The following is a 20,513-nucleotide window of genomic DNA, read 5'->3' as shown; positions in this document are numbered from 1 at the left end:
CTCTTTCTTATTCTTTATTTACTTTGACGTAATGTCGCCAACGCTTCACGGGCAACCGTTTCGTTAAATCGGCCGAGTTGTTGTAAACGCGCTGTTAGTGCTGGCACTTCTTCGGTCGTGGCACCAACCTGCAACGCTAATGACTTAGCCTGCAAGGCCATGTGCCCAGCTTGAATACCGGTTGTGACAAGGGCGCGTAATGCTGACAAGTTTTGTGCCAGTCCAACTGCAGCAACAATGCTTGTAAGTTCATTAACCGTTGGATTATCCATCAACGCATGATTTAGCTTAACCGCTGGCACAATCCCAATTGACCCACCAACCACGCCAAGCATCAATGGTAATGTTGTTTCACCTAACAACATATCGTCTTGTACCGTCCAGCTGGTTAGGCCATGATATTGCCCATTGTTGGCCGCATAGGCATGCAGGGCAGCGTTAACTGCTCTTGTATCATTACCACTTGCCAATACAGCTGCTTCTATCCCGTTAAGCAAGCCTTTATTTGATGTCACTGCGCGGTAAGGTGACAATTGTTCAACATGACTTGCAGCTGCGATTCTGCGGGCCACTTCCGTACCAGCCATCCCCTGCTTCGTTGCCAATGCCTCCACCGGCACAGCCACACGCGCCTTAACTAGGGCCTCAGTCGCGTAATTTGACAAAATCGCCATCAAAACCTGATAACCAGCAACCGTCAATTCCTTAGCAACGGCCTCAGACATCGTATTAACAACATTCGCTCCCATAGCTGCCTTAGGATCAACCAACACATTCACAATAGCTGTTTGCTCATCTAAAACTTCTACGGTTAGTGCCTTAGCACCACCGCCACGCTTTGCCATTGAAGGATGCGCATCATTTGCAGCTTGTAACAATGCTTGGTTATGACTTGCCACGTATTCTTGCAACGCATCCACGCTTGCCACATCCGTCAAAATGACCTGACCACGTAGCAAGCGACTTTGAATCGTCGTTTTAACACCTTCACCAGCGCGCATCATTCGCGCACCATTACTTGCAGCCGCAATGACACTTGGTTCCTCAGTACTCATTGGCACTGTTACTAATCGTCCATCAACTGGCAAATCTGGTAACAAGCCAGTCGGCACCCCAAAGTTATAAAGATAATTTTCAACCTGTTGTTCACCAACTGCATCGTACTGCGCTTCAATTAATGCTACTTGCTCAGCAGTCAATTGCTTATTTTCAATCGTTTTGTCTAGTCGTTCTCGCCAAGACAACTTATAAAAGCCGTGCCAATCCGCCATTATCTAAACGTTCCTTTTCTAATATCTCTTATAGTTTAACAGTTATTTTCCTTGTTTAAAGTAAAAAACGGTTTTGGCGTCGTCACCAAAACCGTTTCCATTATTCTTCAATCGTTTGTACGCGGTACTTCACCACGTTTTGATCATCTACCGTCGCAAATAAGCGTTGGGTTTGTTCTGCATCGAAGAATCCCAAATCAACTGCTGGAATACCATCAATTTCAGCTGTCCCTTGCACAGCTCGACTCATAACATCATGCAAAACCTTCCATGATTGCTCAAGCTCTTCCTTCTTCTTCACGGCAGCCTTCAACGTGTAACCTTCATCCAAGAAATTCTTGATTGTGGCTACCGCGACATATGTTTTGTAGTTATAAACACGCGCATCTTGCTCTCCATCACGACTAAGCGATGAGATAATGCCCTTGCTCTCCCAGTAGCGAAGTTGACGAGTCGAAACACCTGTCATCGTTGCCAACTCACCAATGCGAAACTGGAATACTTCAGACTTCAAAAAGTTCTTATGAAATTGTTGCTTTGATACAAACGTCATCGTCTCGTCCTCCTCTCATTTTGCCGTCTATTATTGTCAGGTTATTTAACATAAATGTCAAGGCACGCCGGCTGTTTGCTCTCAAAAAAAGACACCCAGAAATTTCTGGATGTCTTTGATACTTCGACTATTCAATTATGGGTTTGGCGTGTCATCCCCACCATCAGTCGAATCGCCACCGTCCGGGTTAACCTGCTTAATACGTGATGTATCTGACTTAGGTTCATCCTTTTCGGGCGCATCCGTCGTATAGAGTGACTGCGTCGTCTTATTATCGTTTTCCGTCCAAAGACTAGTTGAACCAACACCCTTTTGGTTTTCGAGGTTTTCTAGCTTGCCCAAACCATTGGCATAGTTGTACTTAGAAGCATCTACCTTAGAGAAGCCCTTTGGCGTGTAGAAACGCAACAAGTCTTTCTGGTTAATGTCATCAGAAATCGACAACTGCTTATTAACTTGCTTGCGCGCCGCTGCAACTTCCTTTTGAACTTGCTTTGATGGATCACTAATGACCTGTCCTGTCGTGTTGTCATAGATTGTATCGCCGATTACCGTGTACTTTGGTGTAATAAAGTCCTTATCACGGAAAGCTACGACCTGATCGCGCTTCGTACTCAACAAATCTTGTCCAAGTTGGACATAATTTTTCGTATCAACACCCAACAAGTGTAGCAGCGTTGGCATAACATCAATTTCACCACCGTATGTGTGGTTAATGCCACCACCTGTGTAGCCAGGAATGTTCACCATGAATGGTACACGTTGCATTTGCGCGTTATCGAAATCAGTCCAATTATCAGCGCTCTTGCCTAGTACAGAGGCCAAGGACTTGTTTTCAGAATTTGAGATACCGTAGTGGTCACCATACAACACAATAATTGACTTGTCATATAGTCCTGACTTCTTCAAGTAGTCATAGAACTCACCAATCGATTGGTCAAGATAGTGGTTCGTTTCAAAGTAACCATTCACCACATCAGAATCAGTCGTCGTTGTCACAAAGTTAGGATCCTTATCTTGTTCATCAAGACTGTATGGGAAGTGGTTTGTTACCGTAATGTACTTGGCGTAGAACGGTTGTTGCATGTGCTCCAAGTATGGAATTGAATCATAGAACAACAACTTGTCCTTCAACCCATAACCCATCGCCTTATCGCCAGACGTGTCATAGTAACTTGCATCGAAGAAGTATTGGTAACCCATGTTCTTATAAACATTACTACGGTTCCAGAAACTAGCATTGTTACCGTGGAATACCGCTGATGAGTAACCCTGCGTTTGACGTAGGATAGCTGGCATAGCTTGGAACGTTTGGTCATTACCTTGCGTTGCAAACAATGAGCCCTGTGGCAAACCAAATGTTGATGTCTCCAGCATATTTTCCGCATCTGATGTCTTTCCTTGACCAACTTGGTTAAAGAAATTATCAAACGCAATCGTTGAGTTTGAATTGTAAATCGCATTCAAGTTTGGCGTTACTTCCTGCCCATTGATTTTTAGATTCAATGAGAATTGTTGGAATGACTCCAAGTGAATGACAAACACATTCTTACCCTTTGCGATACCGGCATACTGTGGATTTGAATCCGCAAAGTGTCCCTTTACATAACTCAGCACATTATCAATATCAGACTTCTTAGCCGACTTACGCATTTCAGAAACACCATGTGTCTTAATCGCATCAACTGCGGTGTAAGCATCAATACCAAGATACTTAACCATCATGCTGCTATCGAATTGACGCGTAATTAGTTGTGGACGATCAGCTTCACCAAGCGTTAACGTCACCATGAAGGCGAAAATCGAAAATGTCGTCATCGCAAAACTCATGAACTTCGTCGTGCCCTCTTTTTGAATGCGCATCTTTTTAAAGATGAACAGCCCAATAATAATCGGCACATCAATCCAGAAGAAAATATCATGGATATTCGTTAGCGCAAATCCTGACGCACCCAGCCCTTGGTTAACCTTGTTGTAACCCAACATCGTGGCCACCGACATAAAGTCCGTAAACTCACGATAGTAAATGACGTTTAACTGAATCATCAGCACGTTGACTACATATAAAATCGTCGCAACTGGATAAAATAGTTTTGCTGATCGGAAGTAAAACGCTAACCCAATCAACAACGTTGATACGGTTAACGGATTAAGTAGCATCGTCACATACTGAACCGGCGACGCACCCGAATACAAGTGGAAATCCATGATATTGGCTAACTGTGTTTTAGCCCAAATCAATGCCACCAGCAGCAATACAAACCCCAAGCGGGTATTTAACCAGCTGAAACGGCCATAATGCCTCATATATTTCACTCTTTTCTTTTTATCGTTAGATTTTAAGTTTCAATCAGCCAAATTTAGACTGTATCTGCCCTATTATAGCGTAATTTTTAAGTTCATACCTTATAGTCTTCTGTTTAACATAATTTGCGCTAAAATAGTTTGAGTATTGTTGCACGAATTTACCCAGAGGTGATCAGTCCATGTCAAATGAACTCATTGTAAGTAAAGAATACGGTGCTGGTGCACTTAGCCGTGAAGCGCTTGCTATCCGTCAAACCGTTTTCGTCGGCGAGCAAGGTGTACCGCTCGAACTAGAGATTGACGACTTAGATGATTCTACAACCCACTACGTTGGATTTACCGAAAGTCGCGCAGTAACCACAGCGCGTGTCCTAGTAAATCAAGATGGTTCTAACTGGCACATTCAACGTGTCGCGACCCTATCTGATGCCCGCGGTCACGGTTACGCTGCGAAAATTATGCAAGAAATTATTGCGGATGCCAAAGAAGCTGGTGTTCACACCCTAGATTTGGGTGCCCAAGTTTCAGCGCTTGGCTTCTATGAAAAGCTCGGTTTCAAGGCTGAAGGCGATATTTTCCTAGATGCTGGCATTGAACACCGCAACATGGTTCTAAAACTTTCATAAAGCAGACAAAAGCACCGCAACGAGATTAATCGTTACGGTGCTTTTTTCATATTTAATTATTTACCTTCATTGATGTGTTGACGGTATGACAACACAGGAATTGAAAATTCACTGTATGAGCGACGGGCAATAAATGAATAGATTGGCCAGAAACGTTCATCAACCAAGAACTTTGCTGATTCAGTTGCTTGATTCCACAACGCCTCAGCAGCGTCATCGTCATCAGCCAATGACAATTCAACAACTTGTGCCATCTTCTTAACGAAGCCAAAGTATGTGCTCAAAGCTGGCAAACGATACTCACGCAAGAACATCAACGTGTTGCGAACTGTTTCATCATCCTTGTTTTCCAATGCCATAATCAACAATTGGAAGTGTAGCAACGCCACATTACGCACTTCAGCTGAAGAGAAGTTATCCAACTCCATCAAACCATATCCTTCAAGGCTAGCCATACGGCGTGCTTGATCAGACATTTGCTTTACGACAAGCTTTGCTGCGTTGTATGGCTCGTGGCGAATGATGTTTGCAAACATCAACATATCATTTGCCGTATAGAATTCACGTGATGAGAGCAACTTAACGATCGTTGGACGAACCATTTCAATCAAGCGATACTTCTCAACTTCATCAACCACTTGAGAGTTAATTGCACGTACCAAGTTAACTAGCAAACGGACATCGCGCGTCTCATCATACATTGAAAGCGTACGATAAACTGTGTCTTCCGTTGGCGTCATCGTAACAGAGTGCGCGTCCAAACCAAGTTCCTTAATTGCTGGATCCAACAATTCAGGATTATTCATATAGATGTGGAGCATCAATTCATCAAATGACACACCAATCGTCATCAACAAATTCACCAACGTCGTTGCACTGACTTTTCCATTACCTTGCAAGTAATCGTACAAGCGTGATCGTGAAATATCAACTGTCTTCAAAACAACCGGCACTGAAATGTTTCGTTCCTTAATGAAATAAATCATCGCGTCACGAATTGCATCTACCGGCACTCATTCTTACCCATATAAACCTCTTACTTATCGTTAACTTTTCTCATATAACCACCCATAAGTATACTCCTATACATAATGTAAGTGTGATATTATGCAAACTTCTTTGTCCCACAGATGATACATTCGGATTATAACTACGCGTCAACACCATACTATTTTAGTATTAATAACTACTATTTTATTATATTAATATGGTTAATAATAGCCTATAACTATAAATCAAAAATAAGAATTCCTAAATAGTAGACAGGTGTATATATACAAAAAGAGGCATCATACATAACGCTGTATGATACCTCTTACTTTTTACTCTTGTGAATCTAAATCGTCTTCAGCACGCGCAAGTAGCTCGGCTACTTCGGCTGGTTGTTCACCAGCAGCTGGTGCATCAGGTAAATCAGCGCCTGCTTGGTCAGCAACTGGTGCAGTTGCTACCCCATCTTGCGTCGCATCTTCTGATTCATCTTCGTGTTCAACCTTAGCGAAGGTTGCCACCACAGCATCATCATCCAAACGAATTACGCGCACACCTTGGGTTGCACGACCAGTTTCAGAAACTGAATCAACTGTGAATCGAATCATAACACCCTTGTTAGTCGTCAACATGATATCTTCTGATCCGTCAACAACTGCCAAACCTGCCAAAGGTCCGTTCTTTTCAGTGATTTGGGCTGTCTTAATACCCTTACCACCACGACCCTTGATTGGGTATTCAGAGACCGGTGTTTGCTTTCCGTATCCCTTTTCAGTGATAACCAAAACGTGGCCTTCGTCCTTCAAAACTTCAGCGCCGATAACAAAGTCATCGTCACGTAGCGTGATACCACGGACACCGGCAGCTGAACGGCCCATTGAACGAACGGCTTCAGCATTGAATGAAACAGCATAACCACCGTGCGTACCAATCAACAAGTTCTCAGTACCATCAGTAATCATAACGTTGATCAATTCATCATCGTCATTCAACGTAATCGCCTTCAAACCGTGAGTACGAATGTTACCAAAGTCAGATACTGGCGTCTTCTTAACACGTCCAAGGCGCGTCGTGAAGAACAAGTAATCCTTACTTTCAGCGGCATCCCCACGCACGTTGATAACTGTTTGAACACTCTCGCCAGCTTCAATTCCAAGCAAGTTAACCACTGGAATACCCTTAGCTGAACGGCCGTACTCAGGGATTTCGTATCCCTTCATCTTGTAGACCTTACCGGCGTTCGTGAAGAACAACAACGTATCGTGTGTTGATGTACCAATCAATTGATCGATAAAGTCATCATCGTTAACACCCATTCCTTGGACACCACGACCACCACGGTTTTGGGCACGGAATTCAGTTTGTGCCATACGCTTGATGTAACCACCACTCGTCAATGACACGATAATGTCTTCTTCTTCAATCAAATCTTCATCTTCAATGCTAGTCACGTCACCGATTTGCAATTCCGTACGACGCTCATCACCGTACTTTTCTTGAATCTCAAGCAGCTCAGTGTAAATGATTTCGTCGATTCGCTCAGGCTTAGCCAAGATATCCTTGTAGTCAGCAATCGCTGTCATCAAGCCTTGATACTCTTCTTCAATCTTGCCACGTTCCAAACCTGTCAAACGAACCAAACGCATGTCCAGATGGCTTGCGCTTGCTTATCTGACAATGCGTAATCAGACATCAAACGATTCTTCGCAATTTCTGATGTCTCTGAACCACGAATAATGCTGATAATCGCATCAATGTGATCCAACGCAATACGCAAACCTTCCAAGATGTGCGCACGTGCTTCAGCCTTACGCAATTCGAACTCCGTACGACGACGAACCACGATTTGTTGGTGCTCAAGATAAGCAACCAACATCGCCTTCAAGCCCAACAACTTTGGACGACCATCTTGAACGGCCAGCATGTTAAAGCTGAAACCAGTTTGCATCAACGTATTCTTGTACAAGTTGTTCAAAACAACTGAAGCTGAAACGTCACGACGGATATCGATTGCAATACGGTAACCTGTTTGGTCAGATTCATCGTTAACAGCGGTGATACCTTCGATACGCTTCTCACGTCCAAGTTCAGCAATTCGCTCAATCAACTTCGCCTTGTTAACCATGTATGGCAACTCAGTTACGATGATGCGTTCCTTACCAGACTTTTCCGTTTCAATTTCGACCTTCGCACGAACCGTTACGACACCTTTACCAGTCTCGTATGCCTTACGGATACCAGACTTTCCCATCACAATCGCACCAGTTGGGAAGTCAGGCCCTGGGACGGCTTCCATCAACTCAGCTGTTGTCACATCGGGATTCTTCATCAACATGTGGATGGCAGAAATCACTTCACCTAAATTGTGAGGTGGGATGTTCGTTGCCATACCAACGGCGATTCCGTTGGCTCCGTTAACTAGCAAGTTAGGGAAACGAGCTGGCAATACAACCGGCTCACGATCCGTACCATCATAGTTATCAGCAAAATCAATCGTATCCTTGTTGATATCACGAAGCATTTCTGTTGCAATCTTGCTCAAACGCGCTTCGGTATAACGCATGGCGGCAGCTGGGTCACCATCGACAGAACCAAAGTTTCCGTGACCATCAACTAGCATGTAGCGGTAACTAAAATCTTGCGCCATACGAACCATTGATTCGTAAATAGCAGAGTCACCGTGGGGGTGATACTTACCCATAACGTCACCGACGATACGAGCAGACTTCTTGTGTTGCTTATCAGGCGTCACACCCAATTCGTTCATTCCGTACAAGATACGGCGGTGAACCGGCTTCAATCCATCACGGACGTCAGGCAAAGCACGAGCCACGATAACTGACATCGCGTAGTCCAAGAATGACGTTCGCATTTGCTCGCCAAGCTTAGCGGGCTTAATGCGGCTGTTATTTTGTTCTTCTTCAGCCATTTTTGTTCCTTTCTAGTTGTTCAATGCTGTGGCTAACACAACATTAAACGTCCAATTCAGCGTACTGTGCGTTCTCTTCAATAAACTCACGTCGTGGCTCAACCTTGTCTCCCATCAACATTGAGAATACTTGGTCAGCATCAACGGCATCATCCATTTCAACACGCAACAAACGACGAACTGATGGGTCCATCGTTGTTTCCCACAATTGCTCCGCGTCCATTTCGCCAAGTCCCTTGTATCGTTGGATAACAGGCTTAGGTGACGCAGGCAACGTTGGCAACAATGCTTCCAACTCTTCATCAGAATCCAAGTATTGAACAAACTTACCTTGGCGTACTTGATATAGAGGTGGTTGCGCAATGTAGATGTATCCAGCATCCAACAATGGACGCATGTAACGATAGATCAACGTCAATAGCAACGTACGAATGTGCGCACCGTCGACATCGGCGTCGGTCATGATAATCAACTTGTGGTACTTAGCCTTCGTGACATCAAATTCGTTACCAAAACCAGTTCCCATGGCAGTAAATAGTGAACGGATTTCTTCGTTGGCCAAAATCTTGTCCAATGAAGCCTTTTCAACGTTCAAAATCTTTCCACGGATTGGCAAAATAGCTTGCGTCAAACGCTCACGACCTTGCTTTGCTGAACCACCGGCTGAGTCTCCCTCAACGATGAACAATTCAGAAATCTCAGGATCCTTTGATGTGTTATCCGCCAACTTACCTGGCAAATTAGCGATTTCCAAACCTGACTTCTTACGCGTTGCTTCACGCGCACGCTTGGCAGCCATACGAGCCTTACCAGCCAAGATACCCTTTTCAACAATTTGCTTAGCAACTGCTGGGTTTTCCATCATGAAGCGGTTGAATGTCTCTGAGAACATACGATCAACGGCCGTACGCGCATCTGAGTTACCCAATTTCGTCTTCGTTTGTCCCTCAAATTGTGGGTTAGGGTGCTTAACTGACACAATCGCTGTCAAACCCTCACGAACGTCATCCCCAGAAAGGGCATCATCATTTTCCTTCAATTGACCGTTCTTACGTGCATAATCATTGATTACACGCGTCAAAGCAGCCTTAAATCCAGTTTCGTGAGTTCCACCTTCGTACGTGTGGATGTTGTTCGTAAATGACAACATGTTGCTGTGGTAATCGTCCGTGTATTGGAGTGATACTTCAACTTCAATGCCATTTTCCATTCCCTCAACATAGATTGGATCATCAAAAATGACGTCCTTGTTCACGTTCAAGAAGCGAACATATTCCTTAATACCACCTTCGTAGTGGAATGACTCTGTTTCAGGTTCATCCGAACGGTTATCAGTGATTGAAATACGTAGTCCCTTGTTCAAAAAGGCCAATTCGCGGACACGATTCATCAAAATCTTGTAATCGTATGTCGTCGTCTCGCGGAAGATATCTGGATCTGGCAAGAAGTGCACAATTGTTCCACGTGAAACAGGTGCGTTATCAACTGGTGCACTGTGCATCGTCGTCTTAACGTGTCCACGTTCGAAGTCCATTGCGTAACCTTGACCATCACGGACAACCATAACGTCCAATTCAGTAGACAAAGCGTTAACAACAGACGCACCAACACCGTGCAATCCACCAGAAACCTTGTATCCGCCACCGCCGAACTTTCCGCCGGCGTGCAAGACAGTGAAGACAGTTTCCAAAGCAGGCTTCCCTGTCTTCTCTTGGATACGGGGATTCCACGACCGTTGTCAGTAACCGTAATTGAGTTGTCCTTTTCAATTGTCACCGTAATGTGATCAGCAAAACCTGCTAGTGCTTCATCAATTCCGTTGTCGACAATTTCCCACACCAAGTGGTGCAATCCTTGACTCGTCGTCGTTCCAATATACATACCTGGACGCTTACGAACGGCTTCCAATCCTTCCAAAACCTGGATTTGACTGGCATCGTAATCATCTGCGTCAGTATGCATTTGTGTTACATCTTCTTCAGCCATGAGTTCCTCCTTAAATACCACTAGTCTGCACTAGCTTCTTCCCCTAAACCATTTGTTTCAACCAGTTGCCCGGCTCGCACATTAAAGACCTTTGGTTCATTAATTAATTGACGGGCCACATCGCTTAGTGACGGCGTCGTAATAAAGGTTTGCACCTTATTTTGCATCGCCGTCAACAAATGCGTTTGGCGATTTGTGTCTAATTCTGATAGCACATCATCAAGCAACAAAATCGGGTATTCACCGGTTTCTTGCTTCATCAAATCAATTTCAGCCAATTTAACTGCCAACGCGGTTGTGCGTTGCTGTCCTTGTGAACCAAACGTCGCCACGTCATGACCATTTACGTCGAAACGTAAATCATCACGGTGTGGTCCTAGCATTGTGGTTCCCATCATGATTTCGCGTGATTGTAACCGCTCAAAACGCTTCATCATAGCTGACTTAACTGTTTGTTCGTCAACCAACTCTTCTTCAGATAGTTGTGACACATAAGCAATTGAAAGTGTTTCGCCACCCTGTGTAATATCTGCGTGAATTGGCGCAGCAGCTTTACCAAGCTCTTTAATGAGTGCTTGGCGACGCATGATTAGTTCACTAGCAAAATTAGTTAATTGCTCTGTTAAAACTTCCAGATACAAGACATCTTTGGCTTGCTTGGATTGCAATTGCTTCAAATACTGATTGCGTTGTTTCAACACAACTTTGTATTGATTGGCAATATATAGGTACTTTGGACTCATTTGACTGAATTCTCGGTCAATAAAATTGCGTCGCACGGTGGGTGCCCCTTTTACCAACGCCAAATCTTCTGGCGCGAATAAAATAACATTTAATTGACCAATATAAGTACCTAGCTTGGCTTGATCCAAGTGATTCATGCGCGCTTTCTTACCTTTACTAGTGAAAGCTAATGAAAGCGGCACTTTTCCGTACTGACGTTGTACAACTCCGGAAACCATTGCTTCTTTGCCTTCCCAACCGATCAACTCTTTATCAGAAGTTGTTCGGTGTGAACGTGCCAAAGCTAAAACATAAATTGCTTCAAGTAAGTTTGTCTTACCTTGTGCATTTGGTCCCAGGAATACATTTACACCAGGCGAAAATGTCACCTCTAAATCTTGATAATTCCGGAAATTATTCAGTTTTAGCTCAAGCAGTTCCATTAGTCTGCTTCAGCACCCATCCCGTTAATCACAAAGCGCTCACCAGATGGCACAGCCACGATATCGCCAGGGTACAACTTGCGACCGCGACGATCATCAGGCTCTTGATTAACAAGCACCGTGTTCTCACGTAGGTACCACTTAGCTTGTCCACCCGTTGAGATAATGCTTTCTTCCTTCAATAGTTGCCCTAGTGTAATAAAGGGCGTTTGAATATGCACTTCAGTAGCCAATTGCATTGTCCTTTCTGCTGAAAAAATTCAGCTGAGAAATGTCTCCATAAGTAAATTTATTATACGCTATTTTCTAGCATTATTCAATGTAATTCCGGCTTCAGAGGGCGTCTGAGCGGTTGAAGATAAAATCAAACAAAAAAGCCGAAAATCGCTGTTTTTTCGTTAAACGGCGATTTTCGGCTTTTTAAATCATTTTAGTAAGTACGCACTGGCGTAATTAGTTGAATGAAGTTTGTTTCATTGTTAGTTGGAACCAAAGTAAATGGATCCAAGGCTGTCTTAAAGCCAATTTGAATTTGTTCATCACCAAATGACTTCAACGCTTCGCGCATGTAGTCAGGGTTGAATGAAATCGTCAATTCATCACCGGCAGTTTCAGCAGCGAAAATTTGCTCTTCAACGCGACCAACTTCAGGTGAGTTAGAAGAAATCAATGACTTCTCATCACTAACCGTAAATTGGATAACGTTTGAGCGACCTTCGTGACTCAACAAAGCGGCACGTTCGATTGTTTGCAACAAGTCACGTGCGTTAATCGTCAAAGTCGTACGCTTCTCAGTTGGAATCAAACGTGAGGCATCTGGGTAATTCCCTTCCAACAAACGTGAGTAGAACGTTGTGTTTGCTCCCAATTGGAAAATAACTTGGTTTTCAGCCACGCGGACATCAACCGTTTCTACTTCATCAAGCATTGCTTGCAATTGGTTCAATGAAGGACCTGGCACGATGATATCAGCATCAACATCTGATTCGTTCAAAGCGACAGTACGTTGTGCCAAACGGTGACGATCAGTTGCAACAGCCGTCAAATTTCCGCCTGCCAAAATAAAGTGCACACCAGTCAAGATTGGTTGGCTAAGTTGCTTTGATACAGCAATAACCGTTTGACCAATAACTTCGTTCAACGTTTCTGATGGCAAAGTCAAATTGTTGCGAACTTCAATTTCTGGCAAATGTGGGTAGTTATTAGCATCTTGCCCATTAATATCAAATTCTGAATTTTCTGACGTAATCTTTGCTTGGAATCCAGTTGTGTTTGACAACGTGAATGTCTCACCTGGCAAACGCTTAACGATATTTGAGAAGAAGGCAGCTGGCAAAACCAATGCACCTGGTTCTTGGATTGTTAGTGATGCTTGATCATCTGTAACTGGAATCAAAGTTTCAATTGAGATATCCGTATCTGATCCAGTCAAGGTTAAACCGTTGTTATCGAGAACCAACTTAACACCCGTTAGGATTGGCATTGATGTACGAGATGAAATAGCACGGCTAACGTTATTCATAGCCTTGATGAAAACAGCTCGATTAATTGTAAATTGCATGATAATCTCCTCAAGCTTTTTTGCTCGGCATGCTGCGCATGCGTCGCCTTAATGACTGATTTATTTATAAACAAAAAGATAATAATAATAATAAGGGGTGTGTATACTGTGGAAAAGGTCAAACTAGACCATTACACCAAGGATTGGTCTATGTATACAAACCTGTGGAAAACTTTTAGACACTTCGTGAATTATTCACAATGGGTATGGATGCTAATTGCTCAATTCTTCACGAATTTGTTGAACTTGGCCAGCCAACACGGCATCATTTTCAATTGCATTCTCAATTTTTTCAGTTGAGTGCATAACTGTCGTGTGATCTTTACCACCAAAAGCACGGCCAATTTGTGGCAATGAGTCTTGGGTCAATTCACGTGCAATGTACATCGCAATTTGACGTGGCACCACAATTTCTTTATTACGCTTCTTACCATTCAAGTCTTGAACCGTGACATTAAAGAACTTAGCCACCGTTTCTTGAATGATTGGAATCGTAATCGCGCGTTGACGCTTGAAGTTCATGGTCTCCAAAATATCACGCGCTGTTTCAACCGTGACAGGCGCTGTTGCGAAACGCAACTTACCAGCAACTTGATTGAAAACACCTTCCAAATCACGGACGTTCGTATCAACAGCCGCTGCGATTTCATCAATCACATCATTAGGAATGTTGAGGTTTTCTTGTTCGGCCTTATTACGAAGGATTGCAACACGGGTTGGTAAATCAGGCTTCGTAATGTTTGCTGAATAACCTTGAGCAAAGCGTGTAACCAAACGCATCTCAAGACCAGGAATTTCCTTAGGCAACTTATCAGATGTTAGAACAATTTGGTGATTCTCACGCGTAATCGCATTAAACGTGTGGAAGAATTCTTCCTGAATCTTGTCCTTATCAGCTAAGAATTGAATATCGTCTACTAATAGAAGATCAGCTGAACGGTATTCTTGTTTGAATGCTTCAGTTGCATTCGCACCACGACGCAACGCATCCGTGAAGTCGTTGATAAAGTCCTCAGTCGTGATGAACTTTACCTTGGCACTTGGATTGCGCTCCAAAACTTTATTACCAATGGCTTGCATCAAGTGGGTCTTCCCCAAACCTACTCCTCCATATATAAGAAGTGGATTCCATTGTGTACCAGGATTGTCGGCCACGGCTTGCGCAACAGCGTAGGCTTCACCGTTTTCATCTGAAGACACAAACGTTTCGAATCGGAATTCTGGGTTCAAAATTGATTGTGTAACAAAGTCAGATGCTGAGATCTCAACATTTGATTGCGGTGCAGCAGCTGGCGCAGTTGGTGTTTCCTCAAACAATGAGGTTGGTTGTGGCTTTAGGAACGTAACAGATGGAATGACAAATGTTGGTGTGCCATTCAATTTGTTTGTCGCAATCATTGCTGCCTGAATGAATGCTTGATTATAAGAACTACTGGTATCTTGCCATTCTTCAGCAACCTGCTCGTGATTTGTAGCAAGTTGTAAAGTCAGCGTGTTGTTCTCATTTTCCATTACTGCAACGGGCGTTAAGGTTTCAACGTAGTTAGCATAGGAAAAAGTTTGTGCGATTGTGGCACGCAGTTCTTCTTTAATGGCGTTCCAAAGTTGGACAGGATCCATTTGGACGACCTCCTTAAATAACAAATAACGGTATCGGAATCTTTGGGTGGAAAGTTTTCCACAATACGTTCGTCAAAATTAATGAAATAATTAAGACGCAATTCGACAAATTCCATTTTAGCAGGTTGTGGATAAGTTTTCCACAAGTAATATTGCCTATGTATCAAGGGTTACCGCAATTTGCAATAACATTTTGTGATATTCACACCCTGTGGAAATCTAAATTTAGGTTATCAACTTGGTGTGAATTTTGAAAATGATGTTTCTGTGGAAATCTGTGGATAAACTAGCTAAAATTGAGTTATTCACAAGGATTTGTGTAAAAGCCAGTGCATACGAGGCAAGGTTTTCAGGAGTTTTCCACATATTCACAAGGGGGTGTTGGGTAAATTATACAACCATGTGGAGATTGTGGAAAAAATGTGGATATTGGGGAAAACTAAACTAACAGGCTGTTACATTGACGATTTTTATCAACATAACGCTCCGTTAGGTTTTGGAAAACTCGTACACGGTTTAAATTTAAATTTTTTAAAGAAATTGTTAAGCGCTTTAGAATTTGACGGCGGATCTGTGAATTTTAGATAAACTATTTGTAAGCTGCTTTTCTTAATAGTTATTAAAAATAAATAAAGTGCTTTAGAAAGCTTGCTAAGTAGATAGTTACGTGATAAACTGAAATACGAATTGTGGTTTGGCCTTGCCAACCGCAGGCCAAATCTAACTACGAATGGGAGGTGTATTCACATGAAGCGTACATACCAACCTAAGAAGCGTCACCGCGAGCGTGTACACGGCTTCCGTAAGCGCATGAGCACTAGCAACGGACGTAAGGTGCTAGCACGTCGCCGCCAAAAGGGCCGCAAGGTATTGTCAGCCTAATTAGGTCAGGCCTTCTATTAGGATTACTGATAACGATCGCGCGTGGTTCGGCCATTTTGGCTGAATCACGCGTTTTCTATTGTCTTCAAAAAAGTCTGGAGCAAACATATGCGTAAGAGTTACCGTGTTAAAAAGGAAGCTGATTTCCAATTAGTCTTCGATCAACATCACTCGGTCGCAAACAAAATGTTTATTGTTTACACGATGGAGCGTGAACAACCAACCCACTTCCGCCTAGGAATTTCTATTTCTAAGAAGGTTGGGTTGCGTGGTCATGAGCGTGTATGGGTTAAGCGTCGTATTCGTCAAAGCGTTTTGGAATTTAAGCCAAACTTGCGCCAAGACGTCGATATCCTAGTGATTGCCCGTCCATCAGCTCATGACCAAGACATGGCGATCATCAAGAAGAATTTGGAACACGTCTTCAAGTTGGCAAATCTGTTTGTCGATCAAGACGAAAACTAAAAACCACATATTATATGGAGAAAATCGATGCAGTCTGCTAAGAAAGTATTTTCAACGCGTTCTACAGTTACCGCAGCTATTGCTTTAATCATTATGATTATTGCTGGTGTGATGTTTAAGGGTTCGGTTTCAGGAACTGGTTTCTGGCATGGTGTTATCATCGCCAACTTCTCACGCTCAATTTTGGGTGTGTCAGCTTGGTTTGGTAATAATTATGGTTTGGGAATTATCGCCTTTACGATTTTGATTCGTCTTTTGATTTTGCCTTTGATGGTTTATCAAACGAAATCAATGCGTAAGATGCAAGAAGTTGCTCCTGCCTTGAAGGCTATTCAAGCCAAGTATCCAAATCGTGATACTGAGTCAATGGCTGCCATGCAAGCTGAGCAAAGCGCCCTATATAAGGAAGCTGGTGTAAATCCATTTGCTAGCTTCTTGCCTTTGATTGTTCAAATGCCAATTTTGATTGCCTTGTATACGGCTATTCGTACAACGAAGCAATTGGAAACGGGAACTTTCTTGTGGGCTCAACTTGGTCAACACGACCACTTGTTCATTTTGCCAATTTTAGCTGCCCTATTCACGTTTGCTTCATCATACCTTGTGATGATGGGACAACCTGAAAAGAACAGCATGACAACGTCAATGACGTACATTATGCCAATTATGATCTTCATTTTTGCCATTAATGTACCATCAGCCTTGTCATTGTACTGGGTGGTTTCAAATGCCTTCCAAGTTGCACAAACATGGACGATTCAAAACCCATTTGAAATTCGTCGTGAGCGTGAAGCTAAGAAGCGTGCCGAAAAGGATCGCGAACGTGCAATCCGTAAGGCAAAGCGTGGCCACAAGCGTTAACCATTAAAGACACCGCAATTATGCGGTGTCTTTTTTATTACCAGTGAATGAAACTTGAAAAAATCTGAACGTTTTGTAAAGGCGCTTGTTATTGGGACATTTTTTCCTGGTAGGTGTGCTAAACTTAGGGATAAGAAACATATATGATAGGAGAACACCCATGAAAGCATTTCGCGAGATTATGTCTTGGGTTATTCCGATTGCTATCGGATTAATTATTGCGCTCTTGATTAAGTCTTACTGGTTTACGTTGGTCCGTGTTGATGGAACTTCAATGGAGCCCAATTTGACTAACAACGAACGCGTATTTGTCTTGAAGCCAGACAAAGTTCACCGAGGGAGTGTCGTGGTATTTGATGCTTATGGTGAAGATCCAGAAGTTGATGGTCACAAGGATTACGTTAAGCGTGTAATTGGTATGCCTGGTGACACAGTTAGTGCTGTGAATGGTGTTATCAAGGTTAACGGCAAGGTTGTTGATCAAGATTTCATTCCTGAATCTGAGCAAACAGCAACGAATACGGTTAATAATGTTGGTAACTGGTCAAGTTTGACTGAACTTGGTGACCACATGGGGTGGCAACGTCAAAAGACGGTTAAGGTGCCAAAGGGACAATACTTCGTCCTTGGTGATCACCGTACAGTCTCAAATGACTCACGTTATTGGGGATTTGTCAGCGAAGACAAGGTTTTGGGTGTTGTGAAGGTGCCATTCTGGGGTAACGCAGAAAAGAAGGCCAACATTAACACACAATGGAAGACATTCTTTGAGAAGTAATGAAAAATGCGACTAGCAAAGTGCTAGTCGCATTTTTTTATGACGGTAAGATTAATGTTTGTTCATCCACGGACACGATTTTAAGTGGTGTTTGGAAAGCCACGGATAATTTTTCTGCATCAAGTAATGTAGGTGTCTCAGCAGTTGCTAATTCACCTGATTTATTAAGTAACCAGATATTATCGCTATATGCAAATGCCTGGTTCAAATCATGTAGCACCATAATCACCGTTAAGTGGCGTTCTTTTTGGACACGCTGCAACGTTTTTAGAAAGATTTGCTGGTATTGCAAATCTAAATAAGTGGTTGGCTCATCAAGAATCAGTAAATCAGGTGCTTGATGAAGTACAAAGGCCAGCCAAGCGAGTTGCTGTTGCCCGCCAGATAGCGTCAGCATGTTTTGATCAAGCAATTCTTCGAGTTTTAAATCCTTGATGATGTGTTCATCCAAGGATGGCTGTTTAATCGTTAATAAATCGCGTACAGTTAGCGGTTCAAACAACTCGTTTTTTTGTGCGAGCAACGCAATTTTCTTTGGCCGTTCCGTGATAGAACCGGCTGACGGCTTTAGGTCATCTGTTATTAATTGCAATAAAGTTGTTTTACCAGCACCGTTTGGACCAATTAATGTCGTAATTCGGTTGGCTGCAAGAGATGCCGAAACATCATTCAGAATATGTTTGTTATTACGATTGAATGAAACATGATTAAGTTTAAGCATGGCGACCACCTCGGACGAGCATTAGAACGAATAATGGACCACTAATTGCGAGCAAAACAGCGCTGGTCGACAATTCTTTCGGCGCTAAAACAGTTCGGGCGATGGTATCAGCATTTAATAATAGTAAGCTGCCCCACAAAGCGGTCGAACCGATTAGCTGTTGTGATTTCGCTTTTGGTGACATTAACCGGGCGATTTGTGGCAGGATTGCACCTAAGAAAAAGACGACGCCAATCAAGCTAGTCAGAGCACCAATCCAAATACCAATGGCGATTAAGACAAACCACATTGTGCGTGATTCATTGATTCCCAGCAGACGAACTTGCTGCGATGATAATGCAAAATATTTTAAATGATGCCAAACCAAGATTAATAAGATACTGCCGACTACCCCACTGATGACTAGTTGGATAACTTGAAACCAAGTTACAGTGCTGAGTGTAGGTAATGGTAGACCAAATCCTTCGCTGGCGATGCTTGTGCCGGCCTGAAAAGTCATCGCGGTTGCGATACCAATTAAAATGAGTTGTAAATTACCACGATTAGTCGGCATCACTAGACGCCAGCCAATCATGATTACGATACCAGCAAATGCCCCGACAATAACATTGTTGGCTAGCATGCTTGGAATTAAAACCAATGCGCCCGTTATGAAAAACTGACTACCGTTCATCATACCTAAAATCGAGGCATCGACAAACCGATTGCGTAAGACGAGTTGTAGTAGCAACCCGCTGGCGCCAATGATGGCACCACCAATAATGCTCACGATAATACGTGGTAGTCGGTAAGTCACGATGAGGTGCCATGCATCATTATTTGAAAAGACTGGTAGGCCAGTGCTACCAACCAGTAAGGCGATGATAACGCTGATGACTAGCAAACCAACTAGCACCCAATTATAAAGATGTTTCATAGTCGGCACCTCTAATTTCCTAACCAAGTTTTGATCTGATTGAATGCTTTTATTGCATTTAGATTAGCCGTCATACCAAAAATGGGTTCTTTGGCTTGATAGACATGCCCGTTTTTCACAGCATTAATGGTCTGCCAATTGTTTTGGGCAAACAAAGCATCAAAACTTTTGAAAACATTGTCAGGCATTGCATGCGCCATGGTAACAATGACATCGGGGTTTTCGGCCGCGATTTGTTCAGCATTCAAGTTTGTATACGCTGAGTCACCTGCACCAATAACATCCCCACCTGCTTTAGTAATTAAATCACCAACATAGCTGTGTTGGGTCCCAACCAAGAAAGACCCACCGGGCATGCCCATTAGGAGGGCGACTTTTGGTCGTGACGCCGGTTTAAATGGCGTAATCGTCAATTGTTTAACTAACTTGTTTGCTTCAGATTGCTTATTATATTGCTTCCCGACAGTTGTGATGCTGCTTTTTAACGTATCAAGTGTTGAAAAATCTAATGTCTGCGACGCGATGTGATCGCTGTCTAATTTTTGTTGGTAGTCATCAACTAATGCGCTATCTAAGTAGACCACGTCGGGTTTTAGTGACGACATTTTTTCGAGGTTGGGTGCAACGTGATTACCAACTTGAGGTAACTTGGCATAACGTTTTGGCAATGTTTGTTGCTCACCGGGCGTGGGCACCCCGACTAAGGGGATGGCTAATTGATCAAATACCTGCGCTTGCGCATTGGTGGTGACAATTATCCGTTTTGTTGGGGATGACGCTGTGTTAGTGTTTTTTTGCGTCGCTAACCAGATCCATCCACCGGTTATAATAACCAAAATAACAAATAGGATTCCTAACCCCGTTAATTGTTTTTTCGACAT

At 43.1% G+C, this 20,513-nt stretch carries 16 protein-coding genes and 2 pseudogenes; 5 read left to right on the top strand and 13 right to left on the bottom strand.

Annotation, left to right across the window (positions count from 1 at the left end):
• Nucleotides 1-14: 14 nt before the first annotated feature.
• From OIT45_RS05730 to OIT45_RS05720, 3 genes are all read right to left on the bottom strand, one after another.
• A complete protein-coding gene (locus tag OIT45_RS05730; protein WP_135798611.1) occupies nucleotides 15-1,271 on the bottom strand; it encodes a hydroxymethylglutaryl-CoA reductase, degradative in 1,257 nt (418 codons plus the stop codon).
• A 100-nt stretch (nucleotides 1,272-1,371) separates the two neighbouring features.
• A complete protein-coding gene (locus tag OIT45_RS05725; protein WP_003609909.1) occupies nucleotides 1,372-1,824 on the bottom strand; it encodes a MerR family transcriptional regulator in 453 nt (150 codons plus the stop codon).
• Between the two features lie 135 nt (nucleotides 1,825-1,959).
• Entirely contained in the window at nucleotides 1,960-4,131 is a 2,172-nt protein-coding gene (locus OIT45_RS05720) for an LTA synthase family protein (protein ID WP_199404029.1), read from the bottom strand.
• Between the two features lie 179 nt (nucleotides 4,132-4,310).
• Between OIT45_RS05720 and OIT45_RS05715 the strand changes: the two genes are divergently transcribed.
• The gene (locus tag OIT45_RS05715) at nucleotides 4,311-4,757 is read left to right on the top strand and encodes a GNAT family N-acetyltransferase (RefSeq protein ID WP_135798614.1); all 447 of its coding nucleotides are present in this window, start codon (nucleotides 4,311-4,313) and stop codon (nucleotides 4,755-4,757) included.
• A 56-nt stretch (nucleotides 4,758-4,813) separates the two neighbouring features.
• Here OIT45_RS05715 and OIT45_RS05710 read toward each other — a convergent pair whose 3' ends face one another.
• The 7 genes and pseudogenes from OIT45_RS05710 to dnaA form a co-directional block, all read right to left on the bottom strand.
• Complete coding sequence (locus OIT45_RS05710) at nucleotides 4,814-5,770, bottom strand: XRE family transcriptional regulator (RefSeq protein WP_264339910.1); 957 nt, start codon at nucleotides 5,768-5,770, stop codon at nucleotides 4,814-4,816.
• Nucleotides 5,771-6,079: 309 nt separating this feature from the next.
• Nucleotides 6,080-8,676 (bottom strand): annotated as a pseudogene (gene gyrA / locus OIT45_RS05705) (DNA gyrase subunit A).
• A gap of 43 nt (nucleotides 8,677-8,719) precedes the next feature.
• Nucleotides 8,720-10,662: pseudogene (gene gyrB, locus OIT45_RS05700) on the bottom strand (DNA topoisomerase (ATP-hydrolyzing) subunit B).
• Between the two features lie 20 nt (nucleotides 10,663-10,682).
• Nucleotides 10,683-11,828 (bottom strand): DNA replication/repair protein RecF, encoded by a 1,146-nt coding sequence (gene recF / locus OIT45_RS05695; RefSeq protein ID WP_056972891.1) that lies wholly within the window; start codon nucleotides 11,826-11,828, stop codon nucleotides 10,683-10,685.
• Nucleotides 11,828-12,061 carry a S4 domain-containing protein YaaA gene (yaaA, locus tag OIT45_RS05690; RefSeq protein WP_087044874.1) on the bottom strand — a complete coding sequence of 78 codons (234 nt, stop codon included), beginning with the start codon at nucleotides 12,059-12,061 and terminating at the stop codon, nucleotides 11,828-11,830. The genes recF and yaaA overlap by 1 nt, the downstream gene beginning before the upstream one ends.
• Nucleotides 12,062-12,258: 197 nt before the next feature.
• A complete protein-coding gene (gene dnaN / locus OIT45_RS05685) occupies nucleotides 12,259-13,389 on the bottom strand; it encodes a DNA polymerase III subunit beta (protein WP_135798618.1) in 1,131 nt (376 codons plus the stop codon).
• 213 nt (nucleotides 13,390-13,602) lie between these two features.
• Entirely contained in the window at nucleotides 13,603-15,009 is a 1,407-nt protein-coding gene (gene dnaA / locus OIT45_RS05680; RefSeq protein WP_135796928.1) for a chromosomal replication initiator protein DnaA, read from the bottom strand.
• Nucleotides 15,010-15,756: 747 nt separating this feature from the next.
• Between dnaA and rpmH the strand changes: the two genes are divergently transcribed.
• The 4 genes from rpmH to lepB all read left to right on the top strand — a co-directional run bounded on the left by rpmH (nucleotide 15,757) and on the right by lepB (nucleotide 17,995).
• Complete coding sequence (rpmH, locus tag OIT45_RS05675) at nucleotides 15,757-15,891, top strand: 50S ribosomal protein L34 (protein ID WP_002828338.1); 135 nt, start codon at nucleotides 15,757-15,759, stop codon at nucleotides 15,889-15,891.
• 108 nt (nucleotides 15,892-15,999) lie between these two features.
• Nucleotides 16,000-16,356, top strand: coding sequence for a ribonuclease P protein component (gene rnpA / locus OIT45_RS05670; RefSeq protein ID WP_135796930.1), 357 nt, complete (start codon nucleotides 16,000-16,002; stop codon nucleotides 16,354-16,356).
• A 27-nt stretch (nucleotides 16,357-16,383) separates the two neighbouring features.
• On the top strand, nucleotides 16,384-17,217 hold the full coding sequence (locus tag OIT45_RS05665; RefSeq protein ID WP_135796931.1) for a YidC/Oxa1 family membrane protein insertase: 834 nt from the start codon (nucleotides 16,384-16,386) through the stop codon (nucleotides 17,215-17,217).
• 160 nt (nucleotides 17,218-17,377) lie between these two features.
• Nucleotides 17,378-17,995 (top strand): signal peptidase I, encoded by a 618-nt coding sequence (gene lepB, locus OIT45_RS05660; RefSeq protein ID WP_003609873.1) that lies wholly within the window; start codon nucleotides 17,378-17,380, stop codon nucleotides 17,993-17,995.
• A 37-nt stretch (nucleotides 17,996-18,032) separates the two neighbouring features.
• Here the strand turns inward: lepB and OIT45_RS05655 are convergent, their stop codons facing one another.
• The 3 genes from OIT45_RS05655 to OIT45_RS05645 are packed head-to-tail and all read right to left on the bottom strand — an operon-like array spanning nucleotide 18,033 to nucleotide 20,513.
• Complete coding sequence (locus OIT45_RS05655; RefSeq protein ID WP_199404026.1) at nucleotides 18,033-18,716, bottom strand: ABC transporter ATP-binding protein; 684 nt, start codon at nucleotides 18,714-18,716, stop codon at nucleotides 18,033-18,035.
• Complete coding sequence (locus OIT45_RS05650; RefSeq protein ID WP_199404025.1) at nucleotides 18,709-19,632, bottom strand: FecCD family ABC transporter permease; 924 nt, start codon at nucleotides 19,630-19,632, stop codon at nucleotides 18,709-18,711. Before OIT45_RS05650 ends, OIT45_RS05655 begins: the two co-directional genes overlap by 8 nt.
• Nucleotides 19,633-19,643: 11 nt before the next feature.
• Nucleotides 19,644-20,513, bottom strand: coding sequence for an ABC transporter substrate-binding protein (locus tag OIT45_RS05645; protein ID WP_199404024.1), 870 nt, complete (start codon nucleotides 20,511-20,513; stop codon nucleotides 19,644-19,646).

Source organism: Weissella sp. LMG 11983 (genome assembly GCF_025908495.1).
Classification (GTDB): Bacteria; Bacillota; Bacilli; order Lactobacillales; family Lactobacillaceae; genus Weissella; species Weissella fermenti.
Note: the sequence above shows the minus strand (reverse complement) of the source record. Positions and strands in the feature narration are given on the sequence as shown.

Excerpts from the sequence above, each read along its gene's own strand:
- OIT45_RS05645 (WP_199404024.1), bottom strand. The coding sequence starts at position 20,513 with ATGTCGAAAAAACAATTAACGGGGTTAGGAATCCTATTTGTTATTTTG.
- lepB (WP_003609873.1), top strand. The coding sequence starts at position 17,378 with ATGAAAGCATTTCGCGAGATTATGTCTTGGGTTATTCCGATTGCTATC.
- OIT45_RS05715 (WP_135798614.1), top strand. The coding sequence starts at position 4,311 with ATGTCAAATGAACTCATTGTAAGTAAAGAATACGGTGCTGGTGCACTT.
- dnaN (WP_135798618.1), bottom strand. The coding sequence starts at position 13,389 with ATGCAATTTACAATTAATCGAGCTGTTTTCATCAAGGCTATGAATAAC.
- rnpA (WP_135796930.1), top strand. The coding sequence starts at position 16,000 with ATGCGTAAGAGTTACCGTGTTAAAAAGGAAGCTGATTTCCAATTAGTC.
- rpmH (WP_002828338.1), top strand. The coding sequence starts at position 15,757 with ATGAAGCGTACATACCAACCTAAGAAGCGTCACCGCGAGCGTGTACAC.
- recF (WP_056972891.1), bottom strand. The coding sequence starts at position 11,828 with ATGGAACTGCTTGAGCTAAAACTGAATAATTTCCGGAATTATCAAGAT.
- OIT45_RS05650 (WP_199404025.1), bottom strand. The coding sequence starts at position 19,632 with ATGAAACATCTTTATAATTGGGTGCTAGTTGGTTTGCTAGTCATCAGC.
- OIT45_RS05730 (WP_135798611.1), bottom strand. The coding sequence starts at position 1,271 with ATGGCGGATTGGCACGGCTTTTATAAGTTGTCTTGGCGAGAACGACTA.
- OIT45_RS05665 (WP_135796931.1), top strand. The coding sequence starts at position 16,384 with ATGCAGTCTGCTAAGAAAGTATTTTCAACGCGTTCTACAGTTACCGCA.
- OIT45_RS05720 (WP_199404029.1), bottom strand. The coding sequence starts at position 4,131 with ATGAGGCATTATGGCCGTTTCAGCTGGTTAAATACCCGCTTGGGGTTT.
- dnaA (WP_135796928.1), bottom strand. The coding sequence starts at position 15,009 with ATGGATCCTGTCCAACTTTGGAACGCCATTAAAGAAGAACTGCGTGCC.
- OIT45_RS05725 (WP_003609909.1), bottom strand. The coding sequence starts at position 1,824 with ATGACGTTTGTATCAAAGCAACAATTTCATAAGAACTTTTTGAAGTCT.
- OIT45_RS05655 (WP_199404026.1), bottom strand. The coding sequence starts at position 18,716 with ATGCTTAAACTTAATCATGTTTCATTCAATCGTAATAACAAACATATT.